This is a genomic window from Micromonospora sp. NPDC126480, from assembly GCF_040302465.1.
Lineage (GTDB): Bacteria > Actinomycetota > Actinomycetes > Mycobacteriales > Micromonosporaceae > Micromonospora.
Genome location: NZ_JBEORU010000010.1, coordinates 91,875 through 108,896, shown reverse-complemented (window position 1 = coordinate 108,896; position 17,022 = coordinate 91,875). Strand labels below are relative to the sequence as shown.

Annotated in this window: 14 protein-coding genes; 7 read left to right on the top strand and 7 right to left on the bottom strand. The window is 73.3% G+C overall.

Features of this window, described 5'->3' with window-relative positions; genetic code table 11:
* Positions 1–75: 75 nt before the first annotated feature.
* The 4 genes from ABTW87_RS12120 to ABTW87_RS12105 form a co-directional block, all read right to left on the bottom strand.
* Positions 76–789, bottom strand: coding sequence for a thymidine kinase (locus tag ABTW87_RS12120; RefSeq protein WP_350650845.1), 714 nt, complete (start codon positions 787–789; stop codon positions 76–78).
* Between the two features lie 68 nt (positions 790–857).
* On the bottom strand, positions 858–2,246 hold the full coding sequence (locus ABTW87_RS12115) for an MFS transporter (protein WP_350650844.1): 1,389 nt from the start codon (positions 2,244–2,246) through the stop codon (positions 858–860).
* Between the two features lie 20 nt (positions 2,247–2,266).
* Positions 2,267–3,037 (bottom strand): glycerophosphodiester phosphodiesterase family protein, encoded by a 771-nt coding sequence (locus tag ABTW87_RS12110; protein ID WP_350650843.1) that lies wholly within the window; start codon positions 3,035–3,037, stop codon positions 2,267–2,269.
* Positions 3,038–3,111: 74 nt separating this feature from the next.
* Positions 3,112–3,882 carry a lysophospholipid acyltransferase family protein gene (locus ABTW87_RS12105; protein ID WP_350650842.1) on the bottom strand — a complete coding sequence of 257 codons (771 nt, stop codon included), beginning with the start codon at positions 3,880–3,882 and terminating at the stop codon, positions 3,112–3,114.
* Positions 3,883–4,059: 177 nt separating this feature from the next.
* Between ABTW87_RS12105 and ABTW87_RS12100 the strand changes: the two genes are divergently transcribed.
* From ABTW87_RS12100 to ABTW87_RS12090, 3 genes are read left to right on the top strand one after another with little or no spacing between them, the layout of a single operon-like run.
* Positions 4,060–5,472 (top strand): cytochrome ubiquinol oxidase subunit I, encoded by a 1,413-nt coding sequence (locus ABTW87_RS12100; RefSeq protein ID WP_350650841.1) that lies wholly within the window; start codon positions 4,060–4,062, stop codon positions 5,470–5,472.
* 12 nt (positions 5,473–5,484) lie between these two features.
* Entirely contained in the window at positions 5,485–6,483 is a 999-nt protein-coding gene (gene cydB, locus ABTW87_RS12095; RefSeq protein WP_350650840.1) for a cytochrome d ubiquinol oxidase subunit II, read from the top strand.
* Positions 6,484–6,540: 57 nt separating this feature from the next.
* Positions 6,541–6,999, top strand: a complete 459-nt coding sequence (locus ABTW87_RS12090; RefSeq protein WP_350650839.1) for an OsmC family protein — start codon at positions 6,541–6,543, stop codon at positions 6,997–6,999.
* A 49-nt stretch (positions 7,000–7,048) separates the two neighbouring features.
* On the opposite strand, the gene ABTW87_RS12085 is transcribed toward ABTW87_RS12090, so the two are convergent.
* Positions 7,049–7,726, bottom strand: a complete 678-nt coding sequence (locus ABTW87_RS12085; protein ID WP_350650838.1) for a hypothetical protein — start codon at positions 7,724–7,726, stop codon at positions 7,049–7,051.
* Positions 7,727–7,793: 67 nt separating this feature from the next.
* The gene (locus tag ABTW87_RS12080) at positions 7,794–8,627 is read right to left on the bottom strand and encodes a patatin-like phospholipase family protein (RefSeq protein ID WP_350650837.1); all 834 of its coding nucleotides are present in this window, start codon (positions 8,625–8,627) and stop codon (positions 7,794–7,796) included.
* A 70-nt stretch (positions 8,628–8,697) separates the two neighbouring features.
* Between ABTW87_RS12080 and ABTW87_RS12075 the strand changes: the two genes are divergently transcribed.
* From ABTW87_RS12075 to ABTW87_RS12065, 3 genes are all read left to right on the top strand, one after another.
* The gene (locus ABTW87_RS12075; protein WP_350650836.1) at positions 8,698–9,426 is read left to right on the top strand and encodes an SDR family oxidoreductase; all 729 of its coding nucleotides are present in this window, start codon (positions 8,698–8,700) and stop codon (positions 9,424–9,426) included.
* A 169-nt stretch (positions 9,427–9,595) separates the two neighbouring features.
* Positions 9,596–12,022, top strand: coding sequence for a PEP/pyruvate-binding domain-containing protein (locus tag ABTW87_RS12070; RefSeq protein WP_350650835.1), 2,427 nt, complete (start codon positions 9,596–9,598; stop codon positions 12,020–12,022).
* 13 nt (positions 12,023–12,035) lie between these two features.
* Positions 12,036–12,611: a TetR/AcrR family transcriptional regulator gene (locus tag ABTW87_RS12065; protein WP_350650834.1), complete on the top strand. Its 576-nt coding sequence runs from the start codon at positions 12,036–12,038 to the stop codon at positions 12,609–12,611.
* 9 nt (positions 12,612–12,620) lie between these two features.
* Here the strand turns inward: ABTW87_RS12065 and ABTW87_RS12060 are convergent, their stop codons facing one another.
* Entirely contained in the window at positions 12,621–14,228 is a 1,608-nt protein-coding gene (locus ABTW87_RS12060) for an FAD-binding oxidoreductase (RefSeq protein ID WP_350650833.1), read from the bottom strand.
* A 245-nt stretch (positions 14,229–14,473) separates the two neighbouring features.
* Between ABTW87_RS12060 and ABTW87_RS12055 the strand changes: the two genes are divergently transcribed.
* Positions 14,474–17,005, top strand: coding sequence for a COG1470 family protein (locus ABTW87_RS12055; RefSeq protein ID WP_350650832.1), 2,532 nt, complete (start codon positions 14,474–14,476; stop codon positions 17,003–17,005).
* Positions 17,006–17,022: the final 17 nt, after the last annotated feature.

The following is a 17,022-nucleotide window of genomic DNA, read 5'->3' as shown; positions in this document are numbered from 1 at the left end:
CAGGAGGAAGCGGCGAGGGGTCCGGAAAGGTTCGCGTCGTGATCAAACCGTGTCCAACCGGGGACCCGGTGCCGGTCAGGGGCGCGGGCCGAGCTCCCCGGCGCGGTAGTGCCGGCGGCACAGCACCTGGTAGCGGACCTCGGCGGAGTCCGCGGTGTCGCCGATGACCACCTGGGCCCCCTCGCGGGCCACCCGGCCGTCGACGACCCGGGCGTTGAGCAGCCCTTCCCGCCCGCACCAGCACAGCACCTCGACCTGGATGCGGGCCACCTGGTCGGCCAGTTCGAACAGCCGCTGCGCGGCCGGGAACAGGCAGGACCGGAAGTCGGTGGCCAGGCCGAAGGCGTACACGTCGACGTCGTAGCTGTCGACCAGCTCGGCCATCTGCTCGACGTGCTCGACGCGGTAGAAGCTCGCCTCGTCGCAGATCAGGTAGTCGACCCGGACCCCCTCGGCCCAGGCGTCGCGCACCAGGGCGCGCAGGTCCAGGTCGTCGGTGACCTCGATCGCCTCGTGCGCCAGTCCGATGCGGGTGGTGACCTGCGGGCCCAGCGACCGGTCGATGCGGGTGGTGACCAGGCCGCGGCGGCCCTGCCGGGCGTGGTTGTAGTTCATCTGCAGCGCCATCGTGGACTTGCCGCAGTCCATCGGCCCCCAGTAGAACCGCAGAGCCGCCGCGTGCAGCGGCCGCCCGTCCACACCGCGGGCGGCGGCGCAGCCCGTTGGTTGCTCGTCGGGGCCCAGCGGGCGGGCCAGGCAGGTCGGGGCGGCAGCGGCGTGGTCGGTCACGGTGCGGCAGCCTAGTCCATCGACCGTCGCCGTCCCGGCGGCATGATCAAGTGCGTGCCGCGCCCGCGCTACAGCACGCGTGGCGGGGTGTTCCCGGCGGCCACGATCGCGCGGCGCATCGGCACCGCCAGCAGCAGCAGGAAGCCGACGACGAAGAAGATCAGCAGGGAGACCAGGCCCACCCGGTAGGAGTTGGTGAGCTGGAACACCAGGCCGAACGCCAGCGGCCCGAGCCAACTGGTGCCCTTGTCGCTGATCTCGTAGAAGCCGTAGTACTCGCCCTCCCGCCCGGCCGGGATGAGCTGGCTGAACAGCGACCGGCTCAGCGCCTGGCTGCCGCCGAGCACCAGGCCGATGGCCGCGCCGAGCGCCATGAACGGAAGCGGGGCCTCGGCGGGCAACCGGAACGCGCCGAGGATCACGCCGGTCCACAGCACCAGGCTCAGCAGGACGGTCTTCCACGCGCCGATGCGCGCCGCCAGCGCGCCGAGCGCCAGCGCGCCGCCGAAGGCCAGGAACTGCACAAGCAGGATCGTCACGATCAGGGTGCTCTGCCCCAGCCGCAGCTCCTCGGTGCCGTACTGGCTGGCCAGCGCGATCACGGTCTGGATGCCGTCGTTGTAGACCAGGAACGCCAGCAGGAAGAACAGCGTCAACGGGTACGCCTTGAGCTGGCGTAGCGTACGCCCGAGTTGCCGGAACCCGTCGGTGAGCACGTTGCCGCCGCCGTGCAGCGCCGCGGCCGTGGGGTGTTCCCGCAGCCAGCGCAGCGGCACCAGGGTGAACAGCGCCCACCACAGGCCGGCGGACACGATCGACCAGCGGGCCAGGTCGAGGGTGCGTTCCGGCTGGCCGTTGTCCAGGCTCTGCACGGCGACCAGGTTCAGCGCGAGCAGCAGACCACCGCCGAGGTAGCCCAGCGCCCAGCCGCGGCTGGAGATGCCGTCACGGTCGTCGGGGCCGCCCAGCTGCGGCAGGAACGAGTTGTAGACCACCACCCCGGCGCCGAAGGCGATGTTGGCGACGAGGAACAGCGCACCGCCGAGCAGGTACCGGTCGCCGGTGACGAACAGCATCGCCACGGTGGCGGCGGCACCGGTGAACGCCATCGCGGCCAGCAGCCGCTTCTTGTGCACCGACCGGTCGGCCACGGCGCCGACGACCGGCAGCACGAACACGGTGAGGAACACCGACAGCGACACCAGGTACGGGAAGTACGACCCGGCGGCCACCTTGATCCCCAGCGGGTACACGTACCCGGAGCAGGTGTCGGCGCCCAGCTCGCAGCCGGCGGCCAGCTCGGTGACCGTGGTGAGGAACGGCCCGAGGAACACGGTGATGACCGTGGTGGAGAACGCCGACATCGCCCAGTCGTAGAAGTACCAGCCGGTGCGTTCCCGGCGGGTGCTCGACGGGGCGGGGACGTCGTCGACGTCGGATGCGGCGGTGGCGGACATGTCCGGTGCGTCCTCGGGGATCAGGCGGCCCAGTGGCCGCGGCTGCGGTAGACGTCGCGCAGCACGCCGACGTGATCGGTCATGATGCCATCCACGCCCAGGTCCAGTAACTCGTGCATCTCGGCAGGTTCGTCGATCGTCCAGACATGCACCTGCAGACCGATGCGGTGGCAGTGGGCGAGGAACCGCCGGTCGGTCACCCGCAGCCGTCCGTACCGCACCGGCACCTGCGCAGCGACCACGGACGGGGGCAGGCGCAGCGGCCGCCCGGTCAGCGAGGCCATCCGCAGCCGGGCCACGCCGCGCATGCCGAGGCTGGTGGCCACCCGTCCCTGGGTGAGGGCGCGCAGGCGGGCCAGCCGTGCGTCGCTGAACGAGGCCAGCAGCACCCGGTCGGTCGCGCCGGCGCGGGTCACGCTCGCCACCGTCGGGTCGACACCGCCGTCGGCCTTGACGTCGACGTTGAACCGCACCTGCGGCCACGCGTCGAGCACCTCGTCCAGGCGCGGCACCACGGCGGCCCCGCCGACCCGGACCGTCGCCAGGTCGCTCCAGCGCAGGTCGGCGATGCGTCCGCGTTCGCCGGTGACCCGGCGCAGCGTGGTGTCGTGGAAGATCACCGCGACCCCGTCGGAGGTGGCGTGCACGTCGGTCTCGACGTACCGGTAGCCGAGGTCGATGGCCCGGGCGAACGCCGCGGCGGTGTTCTCGTCGCCGTCGGCGGCGCCGCCGCGGTGGGCGAACGCCAGGGGTGCGGGCGCGTCGAGGTAGGGATGCGGGCCGGTCAGCACGCGAGGCAGTATGCCCCGCGCGGGTGACCGGCGGGTGACCGGTGGGGGCCGGAACCAGAAGGGGTCGGGGCCGTTCAGGCGCGGCGGCGGTGGGAGCGGCTGGTGTCGACCGGGCGGCCCGGGTCGACGTGCCGGGGCCGGTCCGGCTCGTCGGGGCGAAGCGGCGCCAGCGTGTCGGTGATCGCCTCGATGATCCGGTCGGTGGCGTGGCGGGCGGCGCCGGGCGTGCCGTGCCGCAGGTCGGTCAGGTCGACCGGGTCACCGAAGTGCACCCGTACGACGGGGCGGCGGAGCAGGGAGCGGGCGATCCCGCCCAGCAGCCCCTTGGGTGCCCGGTAGGGCAGGACCTCGTGGGAGCCCCACTGGGCCACCGGGATCACCGGCGCGCCGCAGGCCAGGGCGAGGCGGGCGGTGCCGGTCTTGCCGCGCTCGGGCCACAGGCCCGGGTCCAGGCCGATGCGCCCCTCGGGGTAGACGAGGATCACCGAGCCGTCGGCCACGGCAGCGGCGGCGTCGTCCAGGGCCCGGTGGACGGCGTCGGTGCCCCGCTCGACCCGGATGTGCCCGGCGCGGCGCATCGCCGTGCCGACCAGTGGGGCGCGGAACAGTCCTCCGGTGGCCATGAACCGCGGCGCGACGCCGACGCCGCGGCAGGCGGCGGCGAGGACGATCGGGTCGAACGGGCTGATGTGGTTGACGGCCAGCACGAGGGGGCCGCGACGCAGGTGTGCCGGGACCTGCCCGGTGACCTCCAGCCGGGCCACGGTGCCGACGACGGCCCGGGCGAGCAGTTGCGCGGTACGCCAGATCAGTGGCGGTCGCCAGGTGGTGTGCGTGGTGTCCATCAGCGGGCAATGGTCGCACGCGCGTGCCGGCCGGCGGGGGAGAGGCCGGGCCGGAGGGCCGGGTGACCAAGGTCATTGGTCCCGGGCCGGTTCGGGACCCTCGCCCCTGCCGATTCTTCTACGACGGGAAGTAGTATTTACTACGTCTTGTAGTAAGCAAGCCTGGGGGGTTCACAGGTGGACGCGTTGGACGTCGCCCGCTGGCAGTTCGGTGTCACCACCGTCTACCACTTCCTCTTCGTACCGCTGACCATCGGCCTGTCCGTGCTGGTCGCCATTCTCCAGACGCTGTGGCACCGCACCGGCGACGAGAAGTACCTCAAGCTCACCAGGTTCTACGGCAAGCTCTTCCTGATCAACTTCGCGATGGGCGTGGTCACCGGCATCGTGCAGGAGTTCCAGTTCGGCATGAACTGGAGCGACTACTCCCGCTTCGTCGGCGACATCTTCGGCGCGCCCCTGGCCATCGAGGCCCTCGTCGCCTTCTTCCTCGAGTCCACCTTCATCGGCCTGTGGATCTTCGGGTGGGACCGGCTGCCCAAGCGGCTGCACCTGGCCAGCATCTGGGCCGCCGCCATCGGCAGCAACCTCTCGGCGTACTTCATCCTCGCCGCGAACTCCTTCATGCAGAACCCCGTCGGCTACCGGGTCAACCCGGAGACCGGCCGGGCCGAGCTGACCGACTTCGTCGCGGTGCTGACCAACAAGGTCGCGATGATCACCTTCCCGCACACCATCGCCGGGTCGTTCCTGGTGGCCGGCTCGCTGCTGGTCGCGGTCGCCCTGTGGCACCTGATCCGCAACCGCGGCTCCGCGGACACCCCGGCCTACCGGTTCGCCGCGAAGTTCGGCGCCTGGGTCACCCTGGTCTCCACCGCCGCCGTCGTGATCACCGGCGACATCCAGGGCAAGATCATGACGCAGGTGCAGCCGATGAAGATGGCCGCCGCCGAGGGCCTCTACTCCACCGAGAGCCCCGCCTCGTTCTCCGTGCTCACCATCGGCAGCCTCGACGGCAGCCGGGAACTGTTCGCCATCAAGATCCCGTACCTGCTGTCGTACCTCGGCACCGGCGAGCTCGACGGCACCGTGCACGGCATCAACGACCTGCAGGCCCAGTACGCCGCCCAGTACGGCGCCGGCAGCTACACCCCGATCATCCCGGTCACCTACTGGAGCTTCCGCTTCATGATCGGCTTCGGGTTGGCGGCCGCCGCGATCGCCCTGCTGGTGCTGTGGAGCCAGCGCAAGGGCCGCACCCCCACCAGCCGGTGGCTGCTGCGCGCCGGCCTGGTCATGCCGCTGCTGCCCCTCGCGGCGAACTCCTTCGGCTGGATCTTCACCGAGATGGGCCGCCAGCCGTGGATCGTCTTCGGCGAGATGCTCACCCGCGACGGCGTGTCCCGCAGCGTGTCGCTGACCGAGGTCCTCACCTCGTTCACCGCCTTCACCCTCATCTACGCCACCCTCGCCGTCGTCGAGGTCAAGCTGCTCATCCGGTACGCCAGGGCCGGCGTCCCGGACCTCACCCCGGCCCCGGAACCCGACGACACCGACGACGCCGAGCGCCCGCTCGCCTTCGCCTACTGACCGGAGCATCCCGTGGAACTGACGACCATCTGGTTTCTCCTCGTCGCCGTCCTGTTCACCGGCTACTTCATCCTCGAGGGCTTCGACTTCGGCGTCGGGATGCTGCTGCCGGTCCTCGGCCGCGACGACCGCCAACGCCGCGTCCTGATCAACACAATCGGCCCGGTGTGGGACGGCAACGAGGTGTGGCTGATCACCGCCGGCGGCGCCATGTTCGCCGCCTTCCCCGAGTGGTACGCCACCCTGTTCTCCGGGTTCTACCTGCCGCTGCTGCTGATCCTGCTGGCCCTGATCGCCCGCGGCGTCGCCTTCGAGTACCGCCACAAGCGGCCCGAGGCGTCCTGGAAGCGCCGCTGGGACGCGGCCATCTTCGTCGGCTCGCTGCTCCCGGCGATCCTGTGGGGCGTGGCGTTCGCCAACATCCTGCGCGGCGTGCCGCTGACCGCCGACCACGAGTACGCCGGCGGCCTGCTCGACCTGCTCAACCCGTACGCCCTGCTCGGCGGCGCCACCACCGCGGCGCTGTTCCTGACCCACGGCGCGGTGTTCGTGGCGCTCAAGACCGTCGGCGACATCCGCGAGCGGGCCGGCGCGCTCGCCGTGCGGCTCGGCGTGGCCACGGCCGGGCTCGCGGTCGCGTTCCTCACCTGGACGCTTACCATCCGCTCCAGCGCGGCCGCCGTCGTGCTCGCCGTCGCCGCCGCCCTCGCGCTGGTCGGTGGCCTGGCCGCCGCCCGGGTACGCCGCGAGGGCTGGGCGTTCACCGGCACCGCCGCGGCGATCGGGCTGGCCGTGGCGACGCTGTTCGCCGCGCTGTTTCCGAACGTGCTGCCGTCCACCCTGGACGCCGCCGGCACGCTGACCGCCACCAACGCCGCGTCCACCCCGTACACCCTGAAGATCATGACGTGGGTGGCGGTGGTGTTCACGCCGATCGTGCTGGCCTACCAGGGCTGGACGTACTGGGTGTTCCGCAAGCGCATCGGCGTGGCGCACATCCCGCAGCACTGAGCGGCGCCGGGCCGGTGCGGGCCGCCCCCGCACCGGCCGGGAAGGCACACTGGGCCCATGCCTCGCGAACACCACTACCGCACGACGGTCACCTGGGCCGGCAACCGCGGCACCGGCACCAGCGGCTACCGCGACTACGACCGCGACCACGTGGTCACCGCGGACGGCCCGCCACCGATCCCGGGCAGCTCCGATCCCGCCTTCCGCGGTGACCCGGCGCGCTGGAACCCCGAACTGCTGCTGGTGGCGTCGCTGGCCCAGTGTCACATGCTCTGGTACCTGCACCTCGCGGCCGTGGCGGGCGTGGTCGTCACCGACTACGCCGACACCGCCGCCGGCACCATGAGCGGCGGTCGGTTCACCGAGGTGGTGCTGCGCCCGCGGGTCACCGTCACCGACCCGGACATGATCGAGCGGGCCACCGCCGTGCACGCCGACGCGCACCGGGCGTGCTTCATCGCCAACTCGGTGAACTTCCCGGTCCGCCACGAGCCGACCGTCACCGCGGCGGTCTGACCGACCGGCCGTTCCCCGCCCGGGGGACGGCCGGCCGGTGCCGGCCCGCTCAGCCGGCCTCGCGCAGCTCCGCCAGCCGGGCCTCCACCTCCGCCAGCTCCGCCCGCAGCTTCTCCGCGTGCCGCTCCGCCTCGGCCCGCTCGGCGGCCAGGATCTGCTCCACCGCCTCGTGCACACCGGGCACGTCGACCAGCCCGACCATCCGCAGCGCCTCGGCCGGCTTCACCACGTACGGCTTGGCGAGGACCTTCGTGCCCTGCTGCGCCGCCACCGTCCACTCACCCTCGGCGTACGCCAGGGTCACCGTCAGGCCCGCGGGACCCTTCGGCCTGGCCGCCTTCACCGGGCGCCGCGCCGGTTTCGCCGGCTCGGCCGGGCGGGCCGGCTCCGCCGGCCGCGGCGCCGGCACCGGCGGGCTGTCCAGCACGAACTCCGGCTCGGCCGGCTCGGCCGGCTCCTCGGCGGGCTTGGGCTCCGCCGCCGCCCGGCGGCCGGCCCCGCGCGGCGCGACCGCCACGTCGGTGGGGGAGAAGGGCAACTCGTCGCGCCCGAACCGCACCACCACGAACTCCTCGGAGACCTCCGGGTCGGTCAACGCGACCACCTGGCCCACCTGCCCCACGATCTGACCCGCCGACGCGGTGAACACGACCTTCGGCTTGCGCCCGGCGGCAAGCGCCTCCCGGATGCCCGCCACCTCCTCGGTGGACAAACCCTGCCCCGCCATCACGCCCTCTTCCGTACACCTGTCCGACAGCAGCCCTTGATACCAGCCGCCTGCGACAGCCGGTCGCTCACCCCCACACCTCGGCCACCTCGTCGGCCACCGCCGACGCCTGCGCCCACCCGGCCCGCGCGGCGCCGGCCCGCCGCGCCGGGTCCAGCACGTTACGGCCGATGGCGGCGCGCGCGGCCGCGTCCGGCATCACCACCGCCACCCGCGCGCCGGCCGCCCGCAACGCCGCCACCTGCGCCGACAGCCGGGGCATCGGCCCGAACGCGGCCGCCATCGGCGCCAGCACCACCACCCGCTGCGCGCCCGCCGCGAGATCCGCGTTCGCCGCCGAGCGCATCCCGCCGTCCATGAACCGGCGCGCCCCGACGGTGACCGGCGGCCACACCCCGGGCACCGCGCAGCTGGCGCCCACCGCGTCCACCAGGGACACCCCGCCGTCGGCGTCGAACACCACGAACTCGCCGGTCGCGACGTCCACCGCGGTGACCAGCAGCCGCCGCGCCGGCCAGTCGCGGGCGGGCAGCCGCGCCTCGATCACCGCCCGCCGCGACGCCTCCGACGGCGTACGCGCCGCCACCGCCATCGCCCCGATGCGGGCCCGCGCCACCGCCGGGTCCCGGGTCAACCCGCCGGCCCACACCAGCCGGGCCAGCACCGGCAGGCCCAGCCGCGCGGCGACCTCACCGCCGGCCGGGCGCAACTGACGCTCGTACGCCTCGCGGACCGGCATCCCGGAGCACAGCTGCGCGCCCACCACCGATCCCGCCGACGTGCCCACCACGAGATCGGCCGCGGTCAACGCCACGCCCCGCTCGGCGAGGCCGGCCAGCACTCCCCATTCCCAGGCGACCCCGGTCACCCCACCACCGCCGAGCACCAACGCCCGTGACACGCGCCACCCCCTCCGGATGCTGCCGGCCACGGTAACCTCGCCGCACCGGCCGGACCAGGGGAGAGGCACATTGAGTCCCGTCACCGTCATCACCGGCGGCAGCCGAGGCATCGGCGCCGCCACCGCCCGCCGGCTCGCCCACGCCGGCCACCACGTCGCCTTCTCCTACCGCCGCGACCGGGCCGCCGCCGACACGGTGCTCGCCGAGCTGCACGCCACCGGGGTACGCGCCGTCGCCGTGCCCGCCGACACCCGCGACCCCGACCAGGTGGCCGCGCTGTTCGACGCCGCCGCGCAGCTCGGCGACCTGACCGGCCTGGTCAACAACGCCGGCGTCACCAGCCCCATCGGGGCGTTCGTCGACCTCGACCCGGCCGACCTGCGGCGCGTCGTCGACGTCAACCTCGTCGGCTACGTCCTGGCCGCCCAGCAGGCCGTGCGCCGGATGGGCGCCGGCGCCGCCATCGTCAACGTCTCATCGGTCGCCGCCACCCTGGGCAGCCCCGGCGAGTACGTCCACTACGCCGCCGTGAAGGCCGCCACCGACACCCTCACCCTCGGCCTGGCCAAGGAGCTGGCCGGACAGGGCATCCGCGTCAACGCCGTGGCTCCCGGCATCATCCGCACCGACATCCACGCCCTGTCCGGCCAGCCCGACCGGCCCGAGCGCGCCGCGGCCCGGATCCCGCTGGGCCGCCCCGGCGAACCCGACGAGGTCGCCGCCGCCATCGCCTGGTTGCTGAGCCCCGAGGCCAGCTACACCACCGGCACGGTGCTGCGCGTCGGCGGAGGCCTGTGACGGATCAGCGTCTTCGGCGCGGTCGCGGCCAGCTACCACGGGGTGCGTCCCGGCCACCCGCCGCTGACCAGTTCGGGCGACCCACCTCACACCGATGGCATTGCAGTCGCATCGCCAACCGGATACGGTCGGATGCAATGCAGTCGCATTGCCAAGAGAGGTGTTCCCCATGCCGGTCATCCCCCTGCCCGACAGCACCACCGACCTGGTCGACCTCGTCGGCGGCAAGGCAACCGGCCTGGGGGAGCTGATCCGCCTCGGCGAGCGGGTCCCGCCCGGCTTCTGCGTCACCACCACCCACAGCGACGCCCTGCCCGCCGACGCGATCGTCGACGCCTACCACCGACTCGGCGGCGGAGCCGTCGCCGTGCGCTCCAGCGCCACCGCCGAGGACCTGCCCCACGCCAGCTTCGCCGGCCAGCAGGACACCGTCCTCGACGTCACCGGCACCGCCGACCTCTTGGCCGCCGTCGACGCCTGCCGGGCCTCCCTGCACGGCCCCCGCGCCACCGCCTACCGCGACGCCCACCACATCGACCACGACACCGTCCAGATGGCCGTCGTCGTCCAGCGCATGGTCGACCCGGCCGTCGCCGGAGTGCTCTTCACCGCCAACCCGCTGACCGGCTGCCGCACCCAGATGATGGTCGAGGCCGCCGTCGGCCTCGGCACCGCCGTCGTCGACGGCGCCAGCACCGTCGACCGCTACCTGCTCGACGGCCCCGACCACCCCGACACCGGCTGCCTCACCGCCGCCCAACTGGCCGACCTGCACGCCCTCGGCACCCGGCTGCAGGACCATTTCGGCAGTCCTCAGGACATCGAATGGGCCATCGACCACGACGGCGCCCTCTGGGTGCTGCAGTCCCGGCCGATCACCACCCTGTTCCCCCCACCCCCGCCCACCGACAAGCCCCAACCCCGCCTCTACCTGGAGTTCGGCCACGTCCAGGGCATGCTGCAACCCGCCACTCCGATGGGCATGTCCACCCTCAAGGCCATGGTCGCCGCGATGCTCGCCGCCCTCGGCGTGCGCGCCGAGATCGTCGACATCGGCGGGCGCCTCTACGGCGACCTCACCGACCTCGCCCGTGACCCCGTCACCCGCAAGCGGCTTGTCAAACTCATGGCCGTCGACTTCGGACCCCGCGCCCAGGCCGTCATGCGGCACGCTCTCGCCGACCCCCGCTTCGCCCCGCGGCGCACCGCCCGGCGCACCCGCACCGCCGACGGATCCGCCCTGCGCACCGCCACCCGCGCCACCACCGGCATCCTGCGCGCACTCGCCCGACCCGACGCCGCCCGGGCCCGCCTCACCGCCGCCGTCGAGCGGCTGCGCGTCACCTCGGCCGCACCCGCAGACCTGCACCACGCCGCCGACCGGCTGCGCTTCGTCCGCGACCTGGACACCACCGCCGCGGGCCACGACGACATCACCTGGACGATCGCCGCCGGCATGCTCGCCTCCGCGCTGCCCGAACACCTGCTCAAGGGCATCGCCACGACCGACGAGATCCAGACCGTCCTCGGTGGCATGCCGCACAACGTGACAATCGAGATGGACCTCGCGCTGTGGCGGCTCGCCCAGGACGCCGCCGCGCACCGCCGGCTGCTGCTCGACACCCCCGCACCCGAACTCGCCGCCCGCTACCGGCAGCACACCCTGCCCGACATCGGACTGGCCGCGTTCCTCGACACCTACGGCCACCGCGGCGTCGCCGAGGTCGACCTCGGTGTGCCCCGCTGGGACGAGGACCCCACCCCCGTCCTCGCCATGATCGCCAACTACCTGCGGGTCACCGACCCCGAGCAGGCCCCCGACCGGCGGTTCGCCCGCGCCGCCGCCACCGCCGAGGCCACCCTGCGCGACCTCACCGCCCGCGCCCGCCGCCGGCCGGTACGCGGCCGCGCCGCGGTGTTCCTGCTGCGCCGCGCCCGGTCCCTCGCCGGCCTGCGCGAGGCCGGCAAGTTCGCCGGCCTCTACCGGCTGCGGGAGATGCGCCGGCAACTGCTGCTCATCGGCGCCGACCTGGCCGAGGCGAAACTGCTCGAACGACCCGACGACATCATGTTCCTCACCCTCGACGAGGTGAACGACGCCGTGCACCGCGACGCCGACCACCGCGACACCGTCACCGCCCGCCGCGCCACCCACCAGCGGGAACTGCGCCGCCGCACGGTACCGGTGGCGCTGCTGTCCGACGGCACCGACCTGGAGACCGTCCTGCCCGCCGCACCCGCCGCCGACGGCGCCCTGCGCGGGGTCGGCGCCGCCCCCGGCCAGGTCACCGGCCCCGCCCGCGTCGTCCACGACCCGGCGACCGCCCGCGTCGAACCCGGCGACATCATCGTCGCCGCCACCACCGACCCCGGCTGGACGCCGCTGTTCCTCACCGCCGGCGGCCTGGTCACCGAGACCGGCGCGGTCATGGCCCACGGCCCCACCGTCGCCCGCGAGTACGGCATCCCGGCGGTCATCAGCGTCCCCGACGCCACCCGCGCGCTCCACGACGGGGACCTGATCACCGTCGACGGCGCCACCGGAACGATCACCACACACCCCGAACCGGACCGGACCGCCCCGGCCGCACCGTGACAGCATCGACGCCATGCCCAAGAAGGTGGACCGCCAGGAGCGACGCACCCGCATCGCCGACGCGCTGATGCGCGTCGCCGCCCAGCAGGGCCTGGAGGCCGTCAGCCTGCGCCACGTCGCGGCGGCCGCCGGCGTCTCGGCCGGAATGGTGCAGCACTACTTCCGCACCAAGGACGAGATGATGGCGTTCGCGATGTCCGTCGTCCGCGACCGCAGCCAGGCCCGCATCAGCGACGCCGTGGCCGCGCTGGGCGAGCACCCGACACCACGCCAGGTGCTCCGCGCCATGATCACCGCCCTGCTGCCGTTGGACGAGGCGTCCCGCGACGACGGACGGGTCGCACTGGCGTTCCTCGCCTACACCGCCGTACGCCCGCAGGCCGCCGCCGCCCTGCGCGAGGACAACAGCGAACTCGTCGCGTTCGTCGCCGGTCTCCTGCCCGGCCCGCACGCCGACGACGCCGCCGCCGGCCTGCTCGCGCTCATGGAAGGCCTGGGTGTGCACCTGCTGGGCGGCCAGTACACCCCGCGGCGGGCGCTGCGCGCCCTCGACCACCACCTCGACCTCCTCTTCGCAGCGCCCACCTGAGCAGCCCCGTCACGCCGCGTCGACGAGGACGCCGGGATTGAGCACCCAGGACGGATCCAGCGCCGCCTTCGCCGCCCGCAGCGCCACCGCCACCGGCTCCGGACGCTGCCGGTCGTACCAGCGACGGTGATCGCGGCCGACCGCGTGATGGTGGGTGATCGTGCCGCCGGCGGCCAGCAACGCCTCCGACACGGCATGCTTGACCTGGTCCCACTGCGCCACCGTGGCACCCCACCGTCCCGCCGCGTACACCCCGAAGTAGGGCGCCGGCCCGTCCGGGTAGACGTGGGTGAACCGGCACGTCACCACGCCGGTCGCGCCGACCTCCGCCAACGCCGCGCCGGCCGCGTCGAGCACCGCCGCGCGCAGCGCCGGATACCGGTCCCAGGTGCAGGCCGTCTCGAACGTCTCCACGATCATCGACCGGGCGGCCAACGCGTCACGCTGGTACGGCATCCGCAGGAACGACGACCGCCACGTGTCCACCGCGCCGCCGGCCCGCGTACCGGAGACCTCCCCGTGCCGCGGCGGATCCGGCAGCGTCCCACCGTGGTCACGGCACAGCCGCACCGCCCGCCGCAACGCCACGTCGACCGGGTGGTCGGCCGACTCGAAGCCCAGCACCAGCACCCCGCCGCCGGTCGCGACGCCGGCGTTCAGCAGCGCCTCCGCCGCATCCAGCAACCGGCAGTTGCTCGGGTACAGCCCGGACTGGGCCACCGCCCGGGTCGCCGCGACCGCCGCATCATGATCGTCGAAATGCACCGCCGCGTCCCCCCGCCAGCGCGGCCGCTCCTGCAGCCGCACCCACGCCTCCGTGATCACACCCAGCGCGCCCTCCGAGCCGAGGAACAGCCGGTCGGGTGAGGGCCCCGCGCCCGAGGCCGGCAGCCGCCGGGACTCGCTGACCCCCGCCGGCGTGACCACCCGCAGGGACTCCACCAGATCGTCGACGTGCGTCAGGACCGTCGCGTAGTGCCCACCCGCCCGGGTGGCCAGCCAACCGCCCAGGGTGGAGAACTCGAACGACTGCGGGTAGTGCCGCAACGTCAGGCCGTGCCCGCGCAGCTGCTCCTCCAGTGCCGGACCGAACACACCGGCCTGCACCCGCGCCGCCCGGCTCGTCGCGTCCACCTCCAGCACCCGGCCGAGCCGGCCCAGGTCCAGACTGACCGCGCCGCGGTAGCGGTCGTCCACCCGCGGCTCCACCCCGCCCACAACCGACGAACCCCCGCCGTACGGGACCACCGCGACCCCGTCGCGCGCGCACCAGTCCAGCACGTCCACCACGTCCCGCTCGGACGTCGGCCGCACCACCACGTCCGGCGGGTGCCGCACGTCGCCGTGCAGGTTGCGCACCACGTCCCGGAACGCCTTGCCGTGCGCGTGGGCGGCCCGGTCGGCCGGCTCGACCGAACACAGCCGCGCCAGCGCCGCCGGCGGCGTGACCCGCGACGGCCGCAGACCCAGCTCGGCCACCGGCGGCGGCTCGTGCGCGGTCAGGTCGACCCCGGGCAGCACAGCGCGCACCCGCCCGGCCAGCGCCTCGGCCTCCGCGCCGCGCACCGCGTCCTCGACGTTGCCCCAACCCCACCACGAACGGCGCTTACCGGACATCCGTACTCCCGCCCCAGGCTGGCCACGACCCGCCGTAACCTACTCGCCCCGCCGTCGCCGGAACAGGTGACGGGCCCCTGCTCACGCCGCCGTCACAGCCCGCCGGTGCCAACCTTGGTCCGGGGCGGCACCGGGGGAGCGGCCCGGACCACGAGGGGGGCAGGATGCTGGTGACTCAGCCAAGCGCCGTGTGCGTCAAGGTACCGCCCGGCGGCAGCTGCCCGGCCTCCGTCACGCTCGAGCGGATGCCGTCCCCGGCCACCGTCACCGCCACCGTCCACGGTGGCAACGGCGCGATCACGGTCACCTCTGTGGTCGCGTCCGCATACGTGCGCCGGTGGCTGTCGGAGGACGAGATCGCCGAGCTGCCCCCGATCCCGCGGTCCATCCGCGAGAACGCCCGGCGCGAAGGCGTCGAGGAGCTCACCGAGACGGCCCGCGTCGACGGCGGCGGCCCGATCCCGGTCGACGGGGGCGGCACCGTCACCGTCTTCCTGGCCGCCACCACCGCCACCGGAAGCCCGCCCGGCGTCACGCTCGCCAGCCTCGTCGTCGAGGTCACCGGGGGGTCGCCGGTCCAGGTACCCGTCACCGTGCTCACCGCCGGCCCGACCGAAACCGCCCACGAACCCATCCCGACCGAACTGGCCCGCTCCATCGAGCCGGGGGAACGCACCACCACCAGCGTCCTGGTCGACGATGCCCGCTCCGCCGCCACCGTCGTCGCCTACCTGACCAGCCCCAGCGCCTTCATCCGCGTCAAGAGCCTGGTCGCCCTCCGGCCCGAACGGGTGCCACTGACCCCCGAGGAGATCGAGCAACTGCCACCGCACCCACCGTCCATCCGGGAGCAGGCGGCGAAGCACGGCTACATCCGGCACATCGAAACCGGCCGCGCCGAGGGCGGCCAACCCGTCGACGTCGCGGCGGGACACCTGCTCACCGTCGAGATCGAATTCGCCGCCACCGAACCCCGACCACCCGAACTCGTCACCTCGACCCTCGTGATCGAGGCCACCACCTGGCGCCGCATTCAGGTACCGGTCTCCCTCACCATCGGCCAGCTCCTCGTGACGCCGGCCGTGCCCAGGCTCTCGGTCGCCCAGGGCGACAGCGCCCCGCTCACCATCGACCTGACCAGCCGAGCCGGAGCGAGCACCGACGCCACGCTGGCCCTGGGCATGGACGGCGGAACATGGCGGATCGAACCGCCGGCCGTCTTCGTTCCACGCGCCGGCTCCGTCCGCGCCGACGTACGGGTCCACGTCGACCCGCGCGCCCCGATGGGCACCTACCCGGTCGGGCTGGAGGTCACCGCCTTCTCCGGCACATGGTTCCGCCGGCACCCCTTCGACCTGGAGGTACGCGCGTCACTGGTGACCGCCCGACTGCGCCAGACCGCCATCACGGCCAACCCCGGCACCACCCTGACCGTCGAGGTCGAGGTCGTCTCCCACGGCGGCTACAAGGTCGTCACGCTGTGCCCGAGCGCCCCACCCATCGGCGTGACGATGAGCCCGGTGACCCGCGAGCTGAACTACGGCGCCTCCACCACCGTCATCCCCGCCCAGATCACCATCGACCCGCGCGCACCGCTTGCCGACGACGCGAAACTGGGCATCCGCTGGTCCGCCGGCGACGGACTCAACGAAGGACTCCTCTTCCTCACCCTCGACGTGGTGAACCCACCGGAATCCAGAACGTTCCGCCGGGACATCACCACACCGGCGGGCACCGCCCTCGGCGGCTGGACCGAACTGACCATCCGCAGCGACGGCACCTCCACCTTCCGTGGCCACATGCACGGCAGCGGCCTGGACGCGTACGCCTTCCGCATCGGAGTGCTCGTCCGCTCAGTCAACGGCACCATCACCATCGCGGCCCTCAAGAGCGGCCAGGTCGGCGGCACGTTCGACGCCACCCCCCGCGACTTCGACTGGCAGGAGGAACGCACCAACCTGCTGCTGCGCTCGTTCTGGTCGGACCTGCGCGGCGGCACCGCCGCCTTCACCAAGGCCTACGAGGACATCGGTGCGCTCGGCACCCTGGAGGACATCGCCGTCGCGGTCGTCGAGTTTGTCGCCGCCGCCGTGGTCGTCGGGCCGTTCGTCGCTGCCGCCATCGTGGTCGGATCCGAACTCGGCGCCCTGACCGAGATCCCGTTCCTGCACCCCACCGCGGTCGCCGGAGTCTTCGTGGCCGGCGCGGTGCTGCTCATCCTCGGCCCCGGCGCACTCATCCCCGCCGCGGTAGCCGGCGTCGCGGCAGCCTCCCAGGTCAAGGCCCGACCGCTGCGCGAATCCGAGCGCATCCTCGCCACCCGGGTCTTCGGCGACACCCTCCCGTTCGACCGGATCCTGATCACCAACTTCGACCGCGACGGACGGGCCTTCTGCGTACCGAGCCTCGACGGCTCGATCCTCGTCTGCCTCGGCAGCGACCGCTACGACGACCCGCTGCGCCAACCGGACTGGCGCAAGACCCTGATCCACGAACTGACCCACGCCTGGCAGATCAAACACACCCCGATCGTGGCCGAGATGGCCTTCGAAGCCGCCGTCAACGAGATCAAGGGCACCGCCGAGACGTACGTCAGCAACGCCCTCGACGTGGACGGCCGCCCGTGGAACGACTACGGAATCGAACGCCAGGCCCAGATCGTCGGGGAGTGGTACAACCTCGCGTCCTCACTCAACGAGACCCTCGACCATCCGGTCGCCCTCAACATGGGCGCCTTCCAGTACATCCACCACAACATCCGGATGGGCCAGCCCTGAACCGCGCGGCCTGAACC